This window comes from Sinorhizobium mexicanum, from assembly GCF_013488225.1.
GTDB lineage: Bacteria > Pseudomonadota > Alphaproteobacteria > Rhizobiales > Rhizobiaceae > Sinorhizobium > Sinorhizobium mexicanum.
Genome location: NZ_CP041241.1, coordinates 676,625 through 694,914, shown reverse-complemented (window position 1 = coordinate 694,914; position 18,290 = coordinate 676,625). Strand labels below are relative to the sequence as shown.

Below are 18,290 nucleotides of genomic sequence, written 5' to 3'. Positions count from 1 at the left end.
ATCGGCACCCATCTCAGAAGGCCGGCACATGCCGGAAACCCCATGGCCACTTCCGTGCTTTCCCGACAGCTGAGCGAGAGCGGCGCTCTGGTTGAGCGTCACTGGCAGGAGCTCAATGCCCGCCGCCGGCTTTACACCCTCCTGGGCCTGGCGCTCCTCGTTCTGACGCTGTGTGCCTCGCTCTGGTTCGCAAACGACTCGAATGCCGGCAAGTTTTTCGATCGCCTGCCCCATTTCTTCGATTTCGTCGGCGATCTGGTCCCGCGCGACGCCATGGAAATCGTACGTGCCATGTTCGACCTGCCCTCGCCCTATGACGATGGCAGCTTCAAGTACAACTATACGGACGGCAGGCTTTACCTCACCGAGAGCCTCTACATACCGGAATATTTTCACAAGATGCTGGAGACGGTGAACATCGCCATCTTCTCGACAGTGGTCGGCGTCTTCTTCGGCTTCATCCTCTCGTTCCTTGCGGCGCGCAATCTCATGCCCAACCCCTGGATCAGGGGCCCGGTGCGCCGACTGATGGAGATCCTGCGCGCTTTCCCGGAAGTGGTCATCGCCGGTTTCTTCCTGGCGATCCTCTCGCTTGGCCCCATTCCCGCGATTGCCGCGGTGTCGATTCACACGATCGGCGCGCTTGGCAAGTTGTTCTTCGAGGTCGTCGAGAATGCTGACATGAAGCCGGAAGAGGGTTTGCGCGCCGTTGGCGCCAACTGGATCGAGCGTGTCTGGTTCGGGATCGTTCCGCAGGTTCTTCCGAACTTCACCAGTTACTTCCTGCTTCGCCTCGAGATCAATGTGCGCGCCTCAACCATCATCGGCGCGGTCGGCGGCGGCGGTATCGGCGAATTGCTGCGCCTTGCGATCGGTCAGGGTCACGAGGCAAAGACGATCGCGATCGTGATCCTGTTGTTCACGACGATCTTTGCCGTTGATCAGTTTTCCGCATGGCTCCGCCGCCGCCTTGTCGGCGATCAGGCCTTCCAGCTTGCCCAGTAGGATCGCACCATGACCGTCTCTACCAAGCCGAGCCTCCTTGAAATGGAAGCGATCGCCGCCCGTCACCCGCACCTGTTGCAGTCCTCTTCGACAAAGAGGTTGAAAACCGCGCTGATCGGTATCGGCGTGTTGCTCTACCTGGTTTTCAGCTGGTGGTTCTTTTCGATCGGCCATGTGCTTGCCAACGCCAATTGGGGTATCGCCGGCACCTATCTCGCCGACTGGGTCTCCTATGAGGTCCGACCGGAGATCGCGATTGCCGCCGATGGCACGATGGCCCTCTCCTATGCGCGCAATTCGCCGCTCGGCCCCAATCCCAACCCGGATTGGGTCACGCTCGAGAAGAAGACCGTGACCCGCACGATAGAGGCGCCAGCCGCTGCACAGGCGTCGAAGCCGAAGGGGAGTTCGTCCTTTAATTTCATGGCCCCGAATGCCGCGCTCGGCGATAACCAAACGGTCCAAGCACCGAACCGCATCGAAACCCGCAGCGAAGAGGTCGTCACGCGCGCACTCATCGCATTCGATCGGTCGACGAGCATCGAGGTCGCCAGCGGCGTCGTGACGGCGACGCACGGCGGCGAGACACTGGTAATGACCGTCGACGGCGCCGATACGGCAACGCCGCAAGGCCCGCTGCCCCGCTGGGCCAGGCAGAAGCGCCCGGGAGAAAAGATTACGCTCTCCTTCGGTCTCACAGGCTGGGCGGAGGTCGAAGGCGACGAAGTCTCGATCCGCAACCGTTTCTTCGGCTGGGCCAACTTCCTCTTCGATACTAACTCGCCGTTCTTCGGAAAGCCCTATGGCGAAGTGGCCTCTTTGATCTTCTCGGGCGAGCGTATCGATCCGGCGCGTTCCAACCTTTCGCTTGCTTGGAACAACATTCTCTATAATGCGGAGTGGCAGCATCTCGACGTCTGGACCAAACTGCTGCAGACGGTCATCATGGCTTTCGTCGGCACGCTCTTCGCATCGCTGATCGCCTTTCCGCTCTGCTTCCTCGCCGCGCGCAACATCACGCCGAACTTTTTCGCCAACCAACTCACCAAGCGCTTCTTCGATTTCTTGAGGTCGGTGGACATGTTCATCTGGGCGCTGTTCTTCACGCGCGCCTTCGGCCCCGGGCCGCTTGCCGGCATCTCGGCGATCTTCTTCACCGACACCGGCACGCTCGGCAAGCTCTATTCCGAAGCGCTCGAAAACATCGACGACAAGCAGCGCGAAGGCGTGAAGTCGGTCGGCGCGACGCCGATCGCGGTACAGCGCTTCGGCGTGCTTCCGCAGGTCCTGCCGGTCTTCGCCAGCCAGGCACTCTATTTCTGGGAATCGAACACCCGCTCGGCGACGATCATCGGCGCTGTCGGCGCCGGCGGCATCGGACTCAAATTGTGGGAGGCGATGCGCACCAACTCCGATTGGGAGAATGTCGCCTACATGGTGCTTCTGATCTTGGTGGTTGTCTTCATTTTCGACAGCATCTCAAACGCGCTCCGCACGCGGCTGATGGGACGCAAAACGCATTAGAATGGAGCGGGAGGCGGTGAACCGCACACACTTTTCCTCAGCCCGCTCTGACCCGAATTGCGTTTCGCACCGAAGTCATCATGATGTTGTCATGCAAATCGGTTAGCTGCGCATCGCACCCTGCGAACATCGACCCGCCGGACGGCGGGCCGGGCGATACAGAAAGTGAGACCCGTGCGTTATGCAATCTATTTCGCGCCGCCGGCCGATGACCGGCTGACGCAGACGGCAGCCCGTTGGCTTGGCCGCGACGCCTTTGTCGACGGGGCACTCAGTTGGCCGGAAGTGCCGGCGCTCGGGCGCGAAAATCAGATGGCGCTGACGGCAGATCCGCGCCGATACGGCTTTCACGGAACGCTGAAGGCGCCGTTCGAGCTCGCGCAAGGCAAGAGTGAAGCGGATCTGCTGGCGGCCTTTGACGAGTTCGCGGCGGAGATCGAACCCTTCGACGTGCCGCGGATCGTGCTGCACCAGATCGGTCCCTTTTTCGCTCTGGTCCCGGCCGAAGACTGCCCGCCGCTCCGAACCCTCGCGGAACAGGCCGTTCGCCGTTTCGAGTCGTTCCGGGCGCCGCTGTCGGACGCCGACATCGCTCGCCGCAATCCGGAAAAGCTCCCGCTGCGTCAGCGGGAATACCTTGCGGCGTGGGGTTACCCTTACGTCTTTGAGGAATTTCAGTTCCACCTGACGCTGACGGGACCGGTGCCGACGGAGACGCAAGGCGTGATGCGCGAGACGCTCACCGCCGCATTCGAGGAGTTCATCGGCAAGCCGCTCGACGTATCGACCGTTGCGCTTTTCATCGAGCCCCATCGCGGCGCGCCATTTACTGTCCATTCCCTACTGCCGCTTGGCGGCGCATCCGAACGAAAGATCGCATGAGATGAGTAAAGAACAGGTTTTGAGCAACGCCCGCATCGTCCTGGAGGACAGGATCGTCAGCGGTTCCGTCCTCATCCGCGACGGCCGGATCGCCGATATTTCGGAAGGGGCGAGCCGCACGGGTGAAGACTTCGAAGGCGACTACCTGCTGCCTGGCCTGATCGAACTCCACACCGATCACCTGGAGGCGCACTACTCGCCGCGCCCAGGCGTGCGTTGGCTGAAGATCGCGGCGATCCAGGCCCATGACGCCCAGGTGGTCACGTCCGGCATCACCACGGTCTTCGACTGCCTGCGCCTGGGCTCGGACGAGGACGGCGGCTTTCAGAAGGGAGAGATGCGCAGCATGGCCGACGCCTTGGCACAGGCCAAGGAGGAAGGACGCTTGCGTGCCGACCACCTCATCCACCTGCGTTGCGAAGTCTCGACCTCCGACGTCCTCGAACATTACGAGGATTTTCAAGACGACCCGCAAGTTCGGCTCGTCTCCCTGATGGACCACGCGCCGGGACAGCGCCAGTTCCAGACGATGGATCAGTACACGCTCTACTACAAGACGAAGCGTGGCCTCTCGGACGAGGCTTTCGCCGAGTTCGTCGAGCGTCAGCAGGCGCTTTCCGCCCGCTACGCGGCGCCTCATCGTACAGCGCTGGCAAGGGCGTGCACCGAACGCGGCATCACCATTGCCAGCCATGACGACGCGACGGTCGCGCATGTCGAGGAATCGATCGGCCACGGCATCCGTTTGGCGGAATTCCCGACGAGCTTCGAGGCGGCCGAAGCCTCGCACCGCGCCGGCCTGAGCGTTCTGATGGGCGCGCCCAATATCGTGCGCGGCAAGTCGCATTCCGGCAACATCGCCGCCCGCGACCTCGCGGAGCGCGGTGTGCTCGACGTGCTTTCCTCCGATTATGTGCCTTTCAGCCTTATCCATGCGCCGTTCATTCTGGCCGACGAGGTCGAGGCGATCGATCTTCCGCAGGCGATCGCCATGGTAACGGCGACGCCGGCGCGCACGGTCGGTCTCGATGATCGCGGCCGGATTGCCGTCGGACTGCGCGCCGATATCGCGCGTGTCCATCGCCATGAGGGCATTCCGGTCGTTCGCTCCGTCTGGCGCGAAGGACGGCGTGTCGCATGACGGGGGTCGGACAGGGGCGTGGAGCGCTCATCGTCGTCGTCGGCCCGAGCGGGGCAGGCAAGGACAGCGTCATGGGCTTCGCCGCGCACCATTTCGCGCATCGCCCGGACATCCTCTTCGTGCGGCGCGTGATCACGCGGCCATCGGATGCCGGCAGCGAAGTGCATGAAAGCGTCTCGGCCGCGGAATTCGAGAACATGAGCCGAAACGGCGCCTTTGCCGTTTCGTGGCAGGCCCATGGTTTGAGCTACGGCGTTCCAGTCGAGATCGCCGACAGGGTCACAAGCGGCATGACGGCGATCGTCAACGGCAGCCGCGCCGCCCTCCCCGCAATTCGCTCGGCTTTCGGCACCATCGCCGTCGCGCTCGTGACTGCGGACCCGGCAGTGCTGGCGAAGCGCCTGGCCGAACGCGGGCGTGAGAGCGAAGAGGACGTGTTGCGCCGCCTCACGCGGCAGACGCCCGACGTCGTCGCCGGACCTGACGTGACGGTGATCGACAACAGCGGGCGGCTCGACGTCGCCGGGCAGCGCTTCGTCGCTCTCGTCGAACGGCATTGCGCGGCGTTGCATCATACGGCCTGAGCAAGAACGAAAGATCGCGAACGTTCTCGAGAGCCCCCGGGCCCAACAGTCCGGGGGTTTTTGCGCTGCGCACGTCGACGGGCAACAAACCTTGCGCACCTAGACTAAAGCGTTGTTGGGACCAATACGACCGATGCCCCGGCGGACCTTGCTATCGCTGGTCGCCCTGCGCCAGCGCCTCCTCCGCCGCTTCCTCGATCTTCTTCACCATCGGCAGGTTCACCGCGGCTGTGATGACGGAATCGAGAAGGCCTGGGAAGCGACTGTCGAGGTCGTCGCTCCGTAGCGTGATCAGTCGGCTGGTGCCGGAGACCTCGGTGCGGGTGATGCCCGCCTCGCGCAATTTGGCCAGGTGGTAGCTGATATTGGTCTTGGAGCCGAAGTCCGTGAAGTTCAGGCACATCGTCGGGCGCCCGTCGCGGCGGGCGAGATAACCGACGATCGCCAGGCGTGTCGGGTCGCCGAGGGCGGCGAGCACGTTGGACAGGGTGATCTGATCGGCGGTGGGATGAGGCAGGGTCATGATCCGAACATAGCTGCGCCGGCACTCCAGTTCAACGCGGCAGGCTGTCCCGTCCCTTATGCTGGGGCGGCAGAACGCGTATATTGACATGGCGACCGGTCATGTTCAATAGTTCAATATATATTGAACAAAGGACACCCTATGGACAAGCGCCTCATCTGGCTCGCTGTTGGCTCCTTCACGATGAGCACGGTCGGCTTCGTCTTCTCGAGCCTTCTGCCATCGATCGCGGCCGACACGCACACGACCATTCCGCACGCGGGGCACCTGATCACTGTGTTCTCGCTTTCCTACGCCATCGGCGCGCCGCTGCTTTCGGCGTTGGCCGGGGCGGCCGACAGGCGGCGGCTGCTGGTCGTTGCGATGCTTGCCTTCGTGGCGGGTAACGGTGTCGCTGCGACAAGCGTCACGTTCACCACGCTGCTACTTGCACAGATCGTTATGGGAATGGCGAGCGGACTGTTTGCTGCCACTGCCCAGGCGACGGCGGTTTCGCTGGCCGGGTCGGAGCACCGCGCGCTGGCAATCTCGATCGTCGTGGGCGGCACGACGTTCGCAGTGGCGCTTGGTGCGCCCCTCGGCGCACTGATCGCCGCCTTCTGGGGCTGGCGCGGCACGTTCGCGGCGGTTGCCCTGCTCGGGCTCGCCTGCGCCACCGTGCTGTGGCTCCGCCTGCCGCGCGGCCTTAGCGGAACGAAGCTGACACTTTCCGAGCGCTTCAACGCCATCGGCCTCCCCGGCGTGGCCTCGTCGCTGATGGTAACCTATCTCTACCTTGCGGGCGGGTTCATGATCATCTCCTATCTCGCACCGCTGGCGATCGACGGGGCGGGGCTTTCGAAGATTGCACTGCCGGGCCTGCTGCTTGCTTTCGGCGTGGGCGCGGTGATCGGCAACCTTTCCAGCGGCTTCTTAGCCGACCGGGTCGGCGCGACCCGCATGGTGGTGCTTTCTCTGTTGTCGGCACTGGTGGTGTCGCTGGCGATTGCCTTCGGGCTGCACCTGCTGCCGCGCAACCTCGCCGGGCTGCTGCTGATCGGCATCATGGTGCCATGGGGTATCATCGGCTGGGCGTTTCCGCCGGCACAGGCCAGTCGCATCGTCGGCTTCGCGCCGGAGGTGGCGCATCTGACGCTGTCGCTCAACGCCTCGGCGATCTATCTCGGCATCGCGAGCGGCACCGCAATCGGCGGGCGGGTGCTGGAAAACACGGCCGCAGCCGACCTCGGCTTCTTTGCCGCGCTGTTTCCGGTGGCCGCGCTCGCCGTGCTTTACGCAGGCCTGCGCTCCTACCGGCGGCGCTTCGCCACGGGCCTGGCCGAATAGGTTCAGCCGCAATTAAGCCGGTGCGTGGCATCGACGCTTTCGCGCTGGCCGACTCAACGCAGTCGGCGACCGCCGATCTCAGTGGAATCGCCGAGCGGCTCCAATTTCTCCGGCCGCCACCCGTACCGATAGAACCGGCCCAACGTATTCCGGCCGAGCTTGTCGACGCGCTCGCCTCCTCGCTCGCACAGCATTTGAACGGTCTCAATTCGAAAGCCGTGCCGGCTGGCTGCGACCCCGCGGAGCGGATTATCCTGCTGCTGCCGACATGTTCAACTATGTCCGCGGTCCCCGGGGGTCGGCTATCGCGTCATTCCCACGGCAGTTGTGCCCCTGGCTGATGGCCAGATCTCGGGCGATGTGCTGCCGGGATCTACCATGCTGTAAGATCACCCTATCTTCTCTGTCATCAGGCCGATCGGGCACCCTCGTGTCGCGATGACGTGAATTTCTGCTTGCCCACGGACATCATTATGTCTATACATTATCGCAAGAGAAGGGCGGAAACTTATGGACGGAAACAAGAACGCGAGTTCAGGCAGAACCGGCCTTTGGCGCAATGCGCGCCTTGCGACGCTTCGCGAGGACATGGGACCGCTCGGCATTATCGAGAAAGGCGCCGTCGCCACCCGCGGCGACCGGATCGTCTACGTCGGCGCAGAAAAAGACCTGCCCCAGAACCTTGCCCAAGCCGACGAGGCAACCGATTGTGAAGGCCGCTGGGTGACCCCGGCGCTGATCGATTGCCACACCCATATCGTCCATGGCGGCAACCGCGCGCGTGAATTCCAGCTTCGGCTCGAAGGAGCCACCTACGAGGAAATCGCGCGCGCCGGCGGGGGCATCGCCTCGACGGTGAAAGCAACCAATGCCCTTTCGGTCGAGGAACTGGTGGAAGCGGCACTTCCAAGGCTCGACACGCTGCTTGGCGAGGGGACCGCGACGGTCGAGGTAAAGTCTGGCTATGGCCTGAATATAGAGGCTGAACTGAAGATGCTGCGCGCCGCGCGCCGGCTGCAAGAGTTGCGTCCCGTGCGCATCGTCACGAGCTATCTCGCCGCGCACGCAACGCCCCCCGAATACAAGGGCCGCAACGGCGACTATATCGACGATGTCGTGCTGCCGGGCTTGAAAGCCGCGCACGCCGAGGGCCTCGTCGACGCCGTCGACGGCTTCTGCGAAGGCATCGCCTTCTCTCCCAGCGATATCGGCCGTGTGTTTGACGCCGCGAAGGCGCTTGGCCTCCCGGTCAAGCTTCACGCCGAGCAGCTCTCGGATCTCGGCGGCGCCAAGCTCGCAGCCTCCTACGGCGCGCTTTCGGCCGACCATCTCGAATATCTCGACGCGGAAGGCGCGGCGGCCATGGCAAAGGCCGGGACGGTCGCCGTGCTCCTGCCCGGTGCCTTTTATACGCTGCGGGAAAAGCAGTTGCCGCCGGTTCGGGCCCTGCGTGATGCCGGAACGCGCATCGCCATCGCAACGGACTGCAACCCCGGCACCTCTCCGCTGACGTCGTTGCTTCTGACCATGAACATGTCGGCGACGCTCTTCCGGCTGACCGTCGACGAATGCCTCGCGGGTGTCACGCGCGAAGCCGCACGCGCGCTCGGAGTTCTCGACGAGACCGGCACGATCGAGGTCGGCAAATCCGCGGACCTCGCAATCTGGAACATCGATGAGCCTGCCGAACTTATCTACCGGATAGGCTTCAATCCGCTGCATCAGCGCATCTTTGGAGGCGAAAGAATCGGCCAATGACCATCGTACTTAAGCCAGGCTCCGTTCCGCTCAAGGATCTGGAGACGATCTACTGGACTCAGGAACCGGCGCGCCTCGATCCCGCATTCGACGCCGCCGTTGCCAAAGGCGCCGCGCGCATCGCCGAGATCGCCGCCGGCAATGCCCCGGTTTACGGCATCAACACCGGCTTCGGCAAACTGGCGTCGATCAAGATCGACAGCGCCGATGTCGAAACGCTGCAGCGCAACCTCATCCTGTCGCATTGCTGCGGTGTCGGTGCGCCGCTACCGGAAAACATCGTCCGACTGATCATGGCGCTGAAGCTCGTCTCGCTCGGCCGCGGCGCTTCGGGCGTTCGCCTCGAACTCGTCCGCCTGATCGAGGCGATGCAGGAACGGGGCGTGATCCCGCTGATCCCGGAAAAGGGGTCGGTCGGCGCATCGGGCGACCTTGCACCGCTTGCACACATGGCGGCCGTGATGATGGGCCACGGCGAAGCCTTCTTCGATGGCGCGCGCATGCCGGGCGGAGCCGCATTGGAAAAGGCCGGGCTTTCGCCCGTGACGCTCGCCGCAAAGGAAGGCCTGGCCCTGATCAACGGCACGCAGGCGTCCACCGCTCTGGCGCTCGCCGGCCTCTTCCGCGCCCATCGCGCCGCACAGGCGGCGCTCATCACCGGAGCGCTTTCGACCGATGCCGCGATGGGATCGTCGGCGCCATTCCATCCGGATATTCATACGCTGCGCGGCCATCGCGGCCAGATCGACACCGCCGCCGCCCTTCGACAATTGCTCGAGGGATCCCTCATCCGGCAGAGCCACATCGAGGGCGACGAACGGGTGCAGGATCCGTACTGCATCCGCTGCCAGCCGCAAGTTGACGGCGCCTGCCTGGATCTCCTGCGTTCCGTCGCCGCATCGCTGACGATCGAGGCCAACGCCGTGACAGACAATCCGCTCGTCCTTTCCGACAATTCCGTCGTCTCGGGCGGCAATTTCCACGCCGAACCGGTGGCCTTCGCCGCCGACCAGATCGCGCTTGCGGTTTGCGAGATCGGCGCGATCGCGCAGCGTCGCATCGCGCTTCTTGTCGACCCGGCACTCAGCTACGGGCTACCCGCGTTCCTGGCCAAGAAGCCGGGACTCAATTCGGGCCTGATGATCGCCGAAGTCACCTCCGCCGCACTGATGTCGGAAAACAAGCAACTCGCGCATCCGGCTTCCGTCGATTCGACGCCGACATCCGCCAACCAGGAAGACCACGTATCGATGGCCTGCCACGGTGCGCGCCGCCTGCTGCAGATGACCGACAACCTGTTCTCGATCATCGGCATCGAGGCGCTGACGGCCGTCCAGGGCGTCGAGTTCCGGGCGCCGCTCACAACCAGTGCCGAGCTCCTGAAGGCAGTGGCTGCCGTACGCGGCGTGTCGCCGACAATCGAAGAGGACCGCTACATGGCCGATGATCTCAAGGCGGCCGGCGAGCTCGTCGCGTCCGGCGCGCTCAACGCCGCCGTCTCCGATGGCATCCTTCCGAAGCTGGATATTTGACATGGCCGTTTTCGAAGTCCATCGGGGCACTTCCCCCGTCATCCTTGGCTTTCCCCACACGGGCACCGACGTGCCCGCACTGATCTGGGAACGGCTCAACGACAACGGTCGCATCCTCGCCGATACGGACTGGCACATCCACGAGCTCTACGAAGGGCTTCTGCCGGAAGCCACGACTGTGCGCGCAACCTTCCACCGCTACGTCATCGACGCCAACCGCGACCCGGAAGGTGCGAGCCTCTATCCCGGCCAGAACACCACCGGCCTCGTGCCGGAAACGGACTTCGACGGCGTGTCGATCTGGAAGGACGGCGAAGCGCCGACCGAAGCAGACATTGCGACGAGGCTCCGCGATTTCCATGCTCCCTATCATGCGGCGCTCGCCGCCGAGATCGAGCGCGTCACGGCGATCCATGGTGTGGCGGTTCTCTACGACTGCCACTCGATCCGCTCGCACATCCCCTTCCTCTTCGAAGGCAAGCTCCCCGACTTCAATATCGGCACGGACATGGGCAAGACCTGCGCTGCCGAAATAGAAAAGGCGACGGTAGAAATCGCCGCTTCGGCAGAGGGTTATACCAGTATCCTGAACGGCCGCTTCAAGGGCGGCTGGACGACCCGCCACTATGGCCGGCCGGAAATCGGCGTGCATGCGATCCAGATGGAACTTGCGCAATCCACGCATCTGACGACCGAAGCGCCGCCCTTCTCGCTGGACTCCGCCAAGGCCGACCGCCTTCGCGTCCATCTCAAGGCCATCCTGAAACGCATCGAAACAACGGCATTCGCCCTCAAACTGACAGGGAGTGAGGCATGAACGTGAACAATCCGCGCCACAATATCCGCGAGGTGCGCAGCCCGCGTGGCACCGAGATCAGCGCCAAGAGCTGGTTGACCGAGGCGCCGCTGCGCATGCTGATGAACAATCTCGACCCGGACGTTGCCGAGAATCCGCACGAACTCGTCGTCTATGGGGGCATCGGCCGCGCCGCCCGCACCTGGGCGGACTTCGACCAGATCGTCGCGACGCTCAAGGATCTCAACGAAGACGAAACGCTGCTCGTCCAGTCCGGCAAGCCGGTCGGCGTCTTCCGCACCCACAAGGATGCGCCGCGGGTGCTGATCGCCAACTCCAACCTCGTGCCGCGCTGGGCGACCTGGGACCATTTCAACGAGCTGGATAAGAAGGGTCTCGCCATGTACGGCCAGATGACCGCCGGCTCGTGGATCTATATCGGTTCGCAAGGCATCGTCCAAGGCACCTACGAGACCTTCGTCGAGGCCGGCCGCCAGCATTACGGCGGCAACCTCAAGGGCAAGTGGGTGCTGACCGGCGGCCTCGGCGGCATGGGCGGCGCACAGCCGCTCGCCGCGGTCATGGCCGGCGCCTGCTGCCTTGCCGTCGAATGCAATCCGGACTCGATCGATTTCCGCCTGCGCACACGCTACGTCGACGCCAAGGCCGAGACGCTGGACGAGGCCATGGAGATGATCGATCGCTGGACCAAGGCGGGCGAAGCAAAATCCGTCGGTCTGCTCGGCAATACCGCGGAAATTCTGCCCGAAATGGTTCGCCGCGGCATCCGCCCAGACATGGTCACCGACCAGACCTCCGCCCACGATCCGGTTAACGGCTACCTGCCGAAGGGCTGGACGATGGGCCAGTGGAAGGAAAAGCGCGTCAGCGACCCGAAGGCGGTCGAAAAGGCGGCACGCGCATCGATGCGCGAGCACGTCGAGGCGATGATCGCCTTCCAGAACATGGGCGTCCCCACCTTCGACTATGGCAACAACATCCGCCAGATGGCCAAGGATGAGGGCCTCGAAAACGCCTTCGCCTTCCCGGGCTTCGTGCCGGCCTACATCCGCCCGCTCTTCTGCCGCGGCATTGGCCCGTTCCGATGGGCGGCGCTGTCGGGCGACCCGGAGGACATCCGCAAGACCGACGCCAAGGTGAAGGAACTGCTGCCCGACAACAAGCACCTGCACAACTGGCTGGACATGGCCAAGGAACGTATCGCCTATCAGGGCCTGCCCGCACGCATCTGCTGGGTCGGCCTCGGCGACCGTCACCGCCTCGGCCTGGCCTTCAACGAAATGGTTCGCAAAGGCGAGCTCAGCGCTCCGATCGTCATCGGCCGCGACCACCTCGACTCCGGCTCGGTCGCTTCGCCGAACCGCGAGACGGAAGCGATGAAGGACGGTTCCGATGCCGTTTCCGACTGGCCGCTCCTGAACGCGCTGTTGAACACGGCCTCCGGCGCGACCTGGGTCTCGCTCCACCACGGTGGCGGTGTCGGCATGGGCTTCTCGCAGCATTCGGGCGTCGTCATCTGCTGCGACGGCAGCGAAGACGCCGACCGGCGGATCGAACGCGTGCTGTGGAACGACCCGGCAACCGGCGTCATGCGCCACGCCGATGCCGGCTACGACATTGCGCTCGACTGCGCCAAGGAGAAGGGCCTGCGCCTGCCCGGCATTCTCGGGAACTGACGAGAAATGCGGGAGGCCGCCGCGGCCTCCCGCTCTCCTTTGCAGGCGACTGCTACGGCATGGAACCCGCCCTGCGACGCGCGCCGTCAAGGAACAAGAGCAAGGCACAGCCTGCAATCCCCGCAGCCGCACCAAGCAGCGCGGTTCCGGAATAGTCGCTGATGCGGGTGCCGAGCGCGAAGAGCGCCGCACTGAGAGCCCCGCCCAGAAAGATGTTCACCGCGATCAACGAGCTACCAAGCCCCGGTCGGTCGGCGATCAGGTCTTGCAGATAGGTGATCGGGATGCTGATCAACGCTGCCGCGCCGAAGCCGCTGATGAGCGTCAGTGCGTAAATATGCCATGGCCGGGACGAAAAGCCGAGCAGCGCCATGTAGACCACGTAGATTGCCGTTCCGAGCGCAAGCGCGTCGACGTGGTGGATGTGATACTGGATCCGTCCCCATACCAGAATGAAGATCACCTCCAGCAGCGCCACGGCGCCGACGACAATACCGATATCGGTGGGCGAGCCGCCGGCAGCATCGGTGACGATCAGCGGCAGCACGGCCGCGTTGACATGCAGCGTGGAGCAGATGAGCGCCACGGCGACAATGCGGGCAAGGACGCGGGGCGAAAGGATTTCGGCGAGGGACGCAAGATAGGAAAGCCGCTTGCTGAAGATGGGATCGACGCCGCGTCGGGCCGGCAGCAGGAAGAAGACAAGCAGCAGATTGGCGAGACAGCCGAGGCTGGCCAGCAGATAGGCAGGCAGCAGGCTGCCCCGTGCCGAGAGCACAAAGCCGACCAGTCCCGGAACCAAAACCCACGAGAGCGATATGGCCGCCCTCACGCCGGAGTTGACCGCTGCCGCGTCCTTGCCGCCCATGCTGTTCGCGGCGGTGCGGACATTGGCGAACAGGAGCGAGTTCAGTGCGCCATGGACCGGCAGCAGCGCCAACGTGGCGATAACGAAACTCGTCTTTGCCGGCAGGGCGTAGACCAGGCCGTAACCGATCGCGCCAGAAAGGATCACCGCCAGCATTAGCTTCCGGTAGTTGCCGACGCGGTCGGCAACTATGCCGACAGTGACGCTGACGGTGACGTTCACCAGCGCCGCGACGAAGATCAGCGCCGAATAGAACCCGTCGCTCAAGCCAAGCTCGGTGATCCCGACTACCGACTGAAAGGGCGAGGTCGCAGCACCGGAGAAGCCGAAGAGGAAGATGGCAAGCACGCTCGTCCGGATGACCGGGTTACGCATGGCAAAGAGCAACGAGGAAGACATGGTTCGATCCGCGCGTGCGAAGTCTTGTGAGAGGCCGCCGCCAAGACAGGCGGTCGTTCGGAAGGTTGGTGAGCTTCGGCTCAGGTCCAACGGGCCGAGAACCGAGCCCTCGGCTTGAAATCGAAATCGCGGTCGAACGGGAAGATCGGCCGCTGGCGTCGTTCGCTCGCGAGATTTTCGATGTCCTGATTGACGACACCATCGGTGAGCGCCATCAGGTTGGGATTGGCAATCGGCGCAAGTTCCGGCGAAAGGTAACCGGACTTGACGACGAGGAGGCGCACGCTTCCCGGATCGAGGCCAAGGCGACGGAAATCCTCGATGTTGTGGTATGGGCGCCGGCGCGCCGACAGCACCACCTCGATCCCGTCGATGCGGACGACTGCCTGGCGCTCGGCAATCGGTCCCGGATCGTCCAGCCGCATGACAATAGCCGTGACCTCGGCCACGGCGCTCGACGGATCGAGACTGCCGCCGAGCCGCAATGCGAGCGTCGCGCCTTCACCGGCCGCGAAACAGGCATCCACCGCCGGCCGGTCAGCGATGCCGGCAATCAGCGCATCCCGCCATCCGCGCGCGAGAAGAGCCCTCAACACGTCAGCGCGGTCGCCGACGCCGCCTCCCGTGGGATTGTCTCCGGAATCGGCGAGGATGACGGGCTTCGTTGTCGTCTCCTCGGCAATGGCGAGCATCGCATCGAGCGGACCGGTGACCTGGCCGAAGCGGAAATTTTCCCGTTCGTTCCAGTAGCTTCCGGCGATTTCTTCTGCCGCCATCGAGGCGGCTGCCTTGTCCGATCCGGTCACCACGGCGCAAGCGGTCGCCCGCGGCTCGTCGGCCCAGACGTAGCCAACCATCAGGTTGGCATCGAGAATGCCGGGACGCTGATCGAAGTCCGGCAGGCGCCGGTAAAGGCCGCTGGCAGGCTCATCCTCCGTGGACGTGCATTCTCCCGGCAGCAGCAGCGGCACGGGCGCCCAGGCGACGCCGGGACGCGTCCCCGTCCGCAGCGCTTCCACCAGCATCGACCAGGCCCGAACCATCGTCTCGCGCGTATCGATGTGCGGCGCGGTGCGGTAGCCGGCAAAGATGTCGATCTGGTCGATGATCTTCTGGCTGACATTGCCGTGGAGATCGTAGCTCGTTGCGATCGGGCAGTCCGGCCCGACGACCGCGCGGGCGGCGGAAATCCAGTCGCCCTCGGCGTCGTCCATGCTGTCGACCTTGATCGCTCCATGCATCGCGAGATAGAGGCCGTCGAGCGGCAGTGCGGCGCGAAGTCGCTCGAGGAACTCGGTCTTGAAGGCGTCGTAAGCCGCACGCGAAACGGGGCCGCCGGGTACGGCCCGTGCATGAAGGAGCGGGACATGCTCGAAGCCGTCGGCGTCGAGAAAATTGAAATAGTCCGCCTTAAGGAGTTCGGCCCCCCTCAGCACCCGGAAGTCGTCCGCCGTCATCAGGACAGGCGAATAGGTGCTGCACTCCGTATGGATTCCACCGACGGCGATCCGCATGGCTTCAAACTCACAAAATCGGGCTCAGAGGGGCGATTGCGGCGAAACGCAGCCAATCCTTTTGCGCCTTCGGCGTCCAGGCCGCTTCGGCGATGGCGGAAAGGCGCGGGAAGACGAGACGGTTGAAATAGCCTCGCGAGAGGAAATGCTCCGACCAGATGCAGGCCTGCACGCCTCTCATGCGGTTCTTTAATTCTTCCGGGAATTCGCCTTCCGCCTCATAGGCATAGGTATGCGCCGGCGTAGCGGTGCCGGCCCAGCTCGCGCCCGGCTCCTGGAACGCCTCGGCCTGCGCCATGTCAAGGTAGTAGGCCTGGCCGGGCGTCATCACGACGTCGTAGCCTTCGCGCGCGAGCTCGATCCCGACCTTGGGGTTCTCCCAGGCCATCAGCAACGTACCCTCGGTGCCGACGCCGCCGCCATGGGCGACCTCGTTCCAGCCGACGAGCTTGCGGCCGCGCGCCGTCAGCATCTGCTTCACTTTCCTCAGGAAGTAGGACTGCAGCGCAAAGGTCCCGGAAATGCCCTCCTGTTCCATGAGCTTGCGCGCCAATGGCGACGCCAGCCACGAACCATTGGCCACCTCGTCGCCGCCGACGTGGATATATTGGCTCGGGAAAAGCTCGACCATTTCGTTGAAGATCTTTTCGAGGAAGTCGTATGTCAGCGGAATGGCCGGGTTCAGCGCGTTGTTGGGGTAGCCTTGGACGGAATGATAGCTTTCCGGGGCCTCCTGACCGTCGGAGAGCTCCGGCAGGGCGACGAGCGCGGCCGTGCTATGGCCGGGAATGTCGATCTCCGGCACGACCTCGACATTGAGCGCGCCGGCATGGGCGACGATCGCCCGCACCTCGTCCTGGCTGTAGAAACCACCCACCGGTTCGGCGCCATTGCCGAGCTGCGGCAGCATCGGCTCGTCCGGCCCGCGCAGCACGCCGAGCGTCGTCAGCGTGGGATAGGCCTTGATCTCCAGCCGCCAGGCTTCGTCGTCGGTCAGATGCCAGTGGAAGATGTTGAGCTTGAACCAGGCGAGGATATCGATGAGCCGCACGACATCGGCAGCCGGATAGAACTGGCGCGAGACATCGAGATGGCAACCGCGCCAGCCGTAACGCGGCCGGTCGGAAATCGTGCCCGACACAGGAAAACGGAACCTGCCCCCGTCCCTGCGCGCGCCGTCAAGCAATTGCGCAAGCGTCGTCAGCCCATACTGCCGGCCAGCGGCCGCGCCATATTCGAGCCGGATCTCCCGCTCGGAGAAAGCCAGTGCATAGGCCTCGGGGCCGAGTTCGGGCTTCCCGGCGAAGACGATCGGACGACCCTGGGGGGATGAGGCGAGCGTGAAGGGAGCGTGGCCTGCCGAGAAGAGACGATGGAAGAGGGAGAGCACCGTGTCGACCGCCCTGATCTCATCCTTGCTGCTCCCGGGCGCCGGATAGAGAACGACCGGAAATCCATCGCCCGGCACGGCGTCGATCTCGGCCGGCCAGGGCTGCAAGGCGAAGGGCAGGTCGAGACTTCCTTCCGGCAGGCGCTGCGGCGGAGGTTCGCTCGTTGCTCCTTCGAGGAGAAGATCGGAAACCGCCACCGGCACATGCCGGCCGTCTGAGAGTGTCAGATAGGCGGACTTTGCGCCATCGGTGCAGTGTTTTGCCTGCCTGTGCAGCCCGCTGACGGTAAAGGTCCAGCTTTCGTCCGCGCCAAGGACAAATCCCTTTGGCGGTGCGAATTCGTGAAAATTGGCGTTGCGGCGCAGAAAGACGGCGTTTTCGCAAGCGGCCGCATCGATGACGCGGGTCAGCGACGTGTAGACGAGGCGAAAGTCGCTGAGGGGGGACTGGGAGAGATTGGCCAGGGTGAAGGTGAAGCGTCCGAACGGGCCCCCATCACGTTGCCAGGCAGATTCGAGGCGATAAGAAACCGGCTGCATGAGCGTCCTCCCGGTATGGCTTTGTCAGTAATGGCTGGATTGCGAAAAGGTGCGTGCGAGTTCGGCCTGGCCTGCGGTGAGCCCGCAATCGACCGGCAGGCAGACGCCGGATATGGCGCTGGCCAGAGGACCTGCCAGGAACTGGACGGCATTGGCGACGTCTTCCGGATTGACGATGCGCTGCAGCGGATACCAGCGCTTCGCCTCCTCGAAGACCTGCGGGTTGGCCGCCGCACGTGCTTCCCAGGCTTGAGTGCGCACAGTGCCCGGCGCCACCGCATTGGCGCGGATCCCGAATTTGCCGTACTCGACCGCGATCAGCCGGGTCAGATGCAGGAGACCGGCTTTGGCAGCGCTATAGGCCGGATGGCCGAAAACATTCATGCCGTTGACGGATGCGATGTTGACCACCGATCCCCGGCTCTCCTTCAGCATGTCCTCGACGGCGCGGAAACAAAGAAATGCCGCCTCGAGATTGAGCGCATTGTCCATGCGCCAGATCTCCGGCGTCGTGTCGTGCAGGCTGACGGCGCGGGCAGCACCTGCATTGTTGACGAGCGTGCGTACCGCTCCGAGCGATCCGGCCGTCGCCGCCATCGACGCAACGCTCGCGGCATCCGTGACATCGCAGGCTATGGCTACGAAGCACTCTTGCGCGCCGAGGTCACGCGCGACCGTCTCCGCCGCATCTCCGTCGATGTCCGCAAGCACGACCACCTCATGGTCATCGGCCAGGCGACCGGCGATCGCGCGACCGATATCGCCCGCTGCCCCGGTGACGATCGCGACGGACTTCTTCATACGGCGCTCC

The 18,290-nt window shown here is 64.1% G+C and carries 15 protein-coding genes; 10 read left to right on the top strand and 5 right to left on the bottom strand.

Translation table 11 applies throughout. The features are described 5' to 3' along the window. The first annotated feature begins 42 nt into the window (after nt 1-42). The 5 genes from phnE (FKV68_RS27475) to phnN all read left to right on the top strand — a co-directional run bounded on the left by phnE (FKV68_RS27475) (nt 43) and on the right by phnN (nt 5,136). Complete coding sequence (phnE, locus tag FKV68_RS27475; RefSeq protein ID WP_180943673.1) at nt 43-1,005, top strand: phosphonate ABC transporter, permease protein PhnE; 963 nt, start codon at nt 43-45, stop codon at nt 1,003-1,005. 9 nt (nt 1,006-1,014) lie between these two features. Then, nucleotides 1,015-2,529: a phosphonate ABC transporter, permease protein PhnE gene (gene phnE, locus FKV68_RS27470; RefSeq protein ID WP_180943672.1), complete on the top strand. Its 1,515-nt coding sequence runs from the start codon at nt 1,015-1,017 to the stop codon at nt 2,527-2,529. Nucleotides 2,530-2,703: 174 nt separating this feature from the next. After that, nucleotides 2,704-3,411 (top strand): DUF1045 domain-containing protein, encoded by a 708-nt coding sequence (locus tag FKV68_RS27465; RefSeq protein WP_180943671.1) that lies wholly within the window; start codon nt 2,704-2,706, stop codon nt 3,409-3,411. A gap of 1 nt (nt 3,412) precedes the next feature. Continuing rightward, a complete protein-coding gene (locus FKV68_RS27460; protein WP_180943670.1) occupies nt 3,413-4,552 on the top strand; it encodes an alpha-D-ribose 1-methylphosphonate 5-triphosphate diphosphatase in 1,140 nt (379 codons plus the stop codon). Next, the gene (phnN, locus tag FKV68_RS27455) at nt 4,549-5,136 is read left to right on the top strand and encodes a phosphonate metabolism protein/1,5-bisphosphokinase (PRPP-forming) PhnN (protein ID WP_180943669.1); all 588 of its coding nucleotides are present in this window, start codon (nt 4,549-4,551) and stop codon (nt 5,134-5,136) included. The genes FKV68_RS27460 and phnN overlap by 4 nt, the downstream gene beginning before the upstream one ends. A 151-nt stretch (nt 5,137-5,287) precedes the next feature. Here phnN and FKV68_RS27450 read toward each other — a convergent pair whose 3' ends face one another. Beyond that, nucleotides 5,288-5,659: an ArsR/SmtB family transcription factor gene (locus tag FKV68_RS27450; protein ID WP_180943668.1), complete on the bottom strand. Its 372-nt coding sequence runs from the start codon at nt 5,657-5,659 to the stop codon at nt 5,288-5,290. Between the two features lie 141 nt (nt 5,660-5,800). Between FKV68_RS27450 and FKV68_RS27445 the strand changes: the two genes are divergently transcribed. The 5 genes from FKV68_RS27445 (at nt 5,801) to hutU (ending at nt 12,768) form a co-directional block, all read left to right on the top strand. Further along, entirely contained in the window at nt 5,801-6,985 is a 1,185-nt protein-coding gene (locus FKV68_RS27445; RefSeq protein ID WP_180943667.1) for an MFS transporter, read from the top strand. A 510-nt stretch (nt 6,986-7,495) separates the two neighbouring features. After that, a complete protein-coding gene (gene hutI, locus FKV68_RS27440) occupies nt 7,496-8,743 on the top strand; it encodes an imidazolonepropionase (protein WP_180943666.1) in 1,248 nt (415 codons plus the stop codon). Further along, a complete protein-coding gene (gene hutH / locus FKV68_RS27435) occupies nt 8,740-10,275 on the top strand; it encodes a histidine ammonia-lyase (RefSeq protein ID WP_180943665.1) in 1,536 nt (511 codons plus the stop codon). The genes hutI and hutH overlap by 4 nt, the downstream gene beginning before the upstream one ends. A gap of 1 nt (nt 10,276) precedes the next feature. Continuing rightward, a complete protein-coding gene (gene hutG, locus FKV68_RS27430) occupies nt 10,277-11,092 on the top strand; it encodes an N-formylglutamate deformylase (RefSeq protein ID WP_180943664.1) in 816 nt (271 codons plus the stop codon). Nucleotides 11,093-11,094: 2 nt separating this feature from the next. Beyond that, entirely contained in the window at nt 11,095-12,768 is a 1,674-nt protein-coding gene (gene hutU / locus FKV68_RS27425) for a urocanate hydratase (RefSeq protein WP_180943919.1), read from the top strand. 52 nt (nt 12,769-12,820) lie between these two features. On the opposite strand, the gene FKV68_RS27420 is transcribed toward hutU, so the two are convergent. The 4 genes from FKV68_RS27420 to FKV68_RS27405 all read right to left on the bottom strand — a co-directional run bounded on the left by FKV68_RS27420 (nt 12,821) and on the right by FKV68_RS27405 (nt 18,280). After that, entirely contained in the window at nt 12,821-14,035 is a 1,215-nt protein-coding gene (locus FKV68_RS27420; RefSeq protein ID WP_180943663.1) for an MFS transporter, read from the bottom strand. 80 nt (nt 14,036-14,115) lie between these two features. Beyond that, on the bottom strand, nt 14,116-15,549 hold the full coding sequence (locus FKV68_RS27415) for a M81 family metallopeptidase (RefSeq protein ID WP_180943662.1): 1,434 nt from the start codon (nt 15,547-15,549) through the stop codon (nt 14,116-14,118). A gap of 10 nt (nt 15,550-15,559) precedes the next feature. After that, complete coding sequence (locus FKV68_RS27410; RefSeq protein ID WP_180943661.1) at nt 15,560-17,479, bottom strand: beta-N-acetylhexosaminidase; 1,920 nt, start codon at nt 17,477-17,479, stop codon at nt 15,560-15,562. 24 nt (nt 17,480-17,503) lie between these two features. Continuing rightward, a complete protein-coding gene (locus tag FKV68_RS27405; protein WP_180943660.1) occupies nt 17,504-18,280 on the bottom strand; it encodes an SDR family oxidoreductase in 777 nt (258 codons plus the stop codon). Nucleotides 18,281-18,290: the final 10 nt, after the last annotated feature.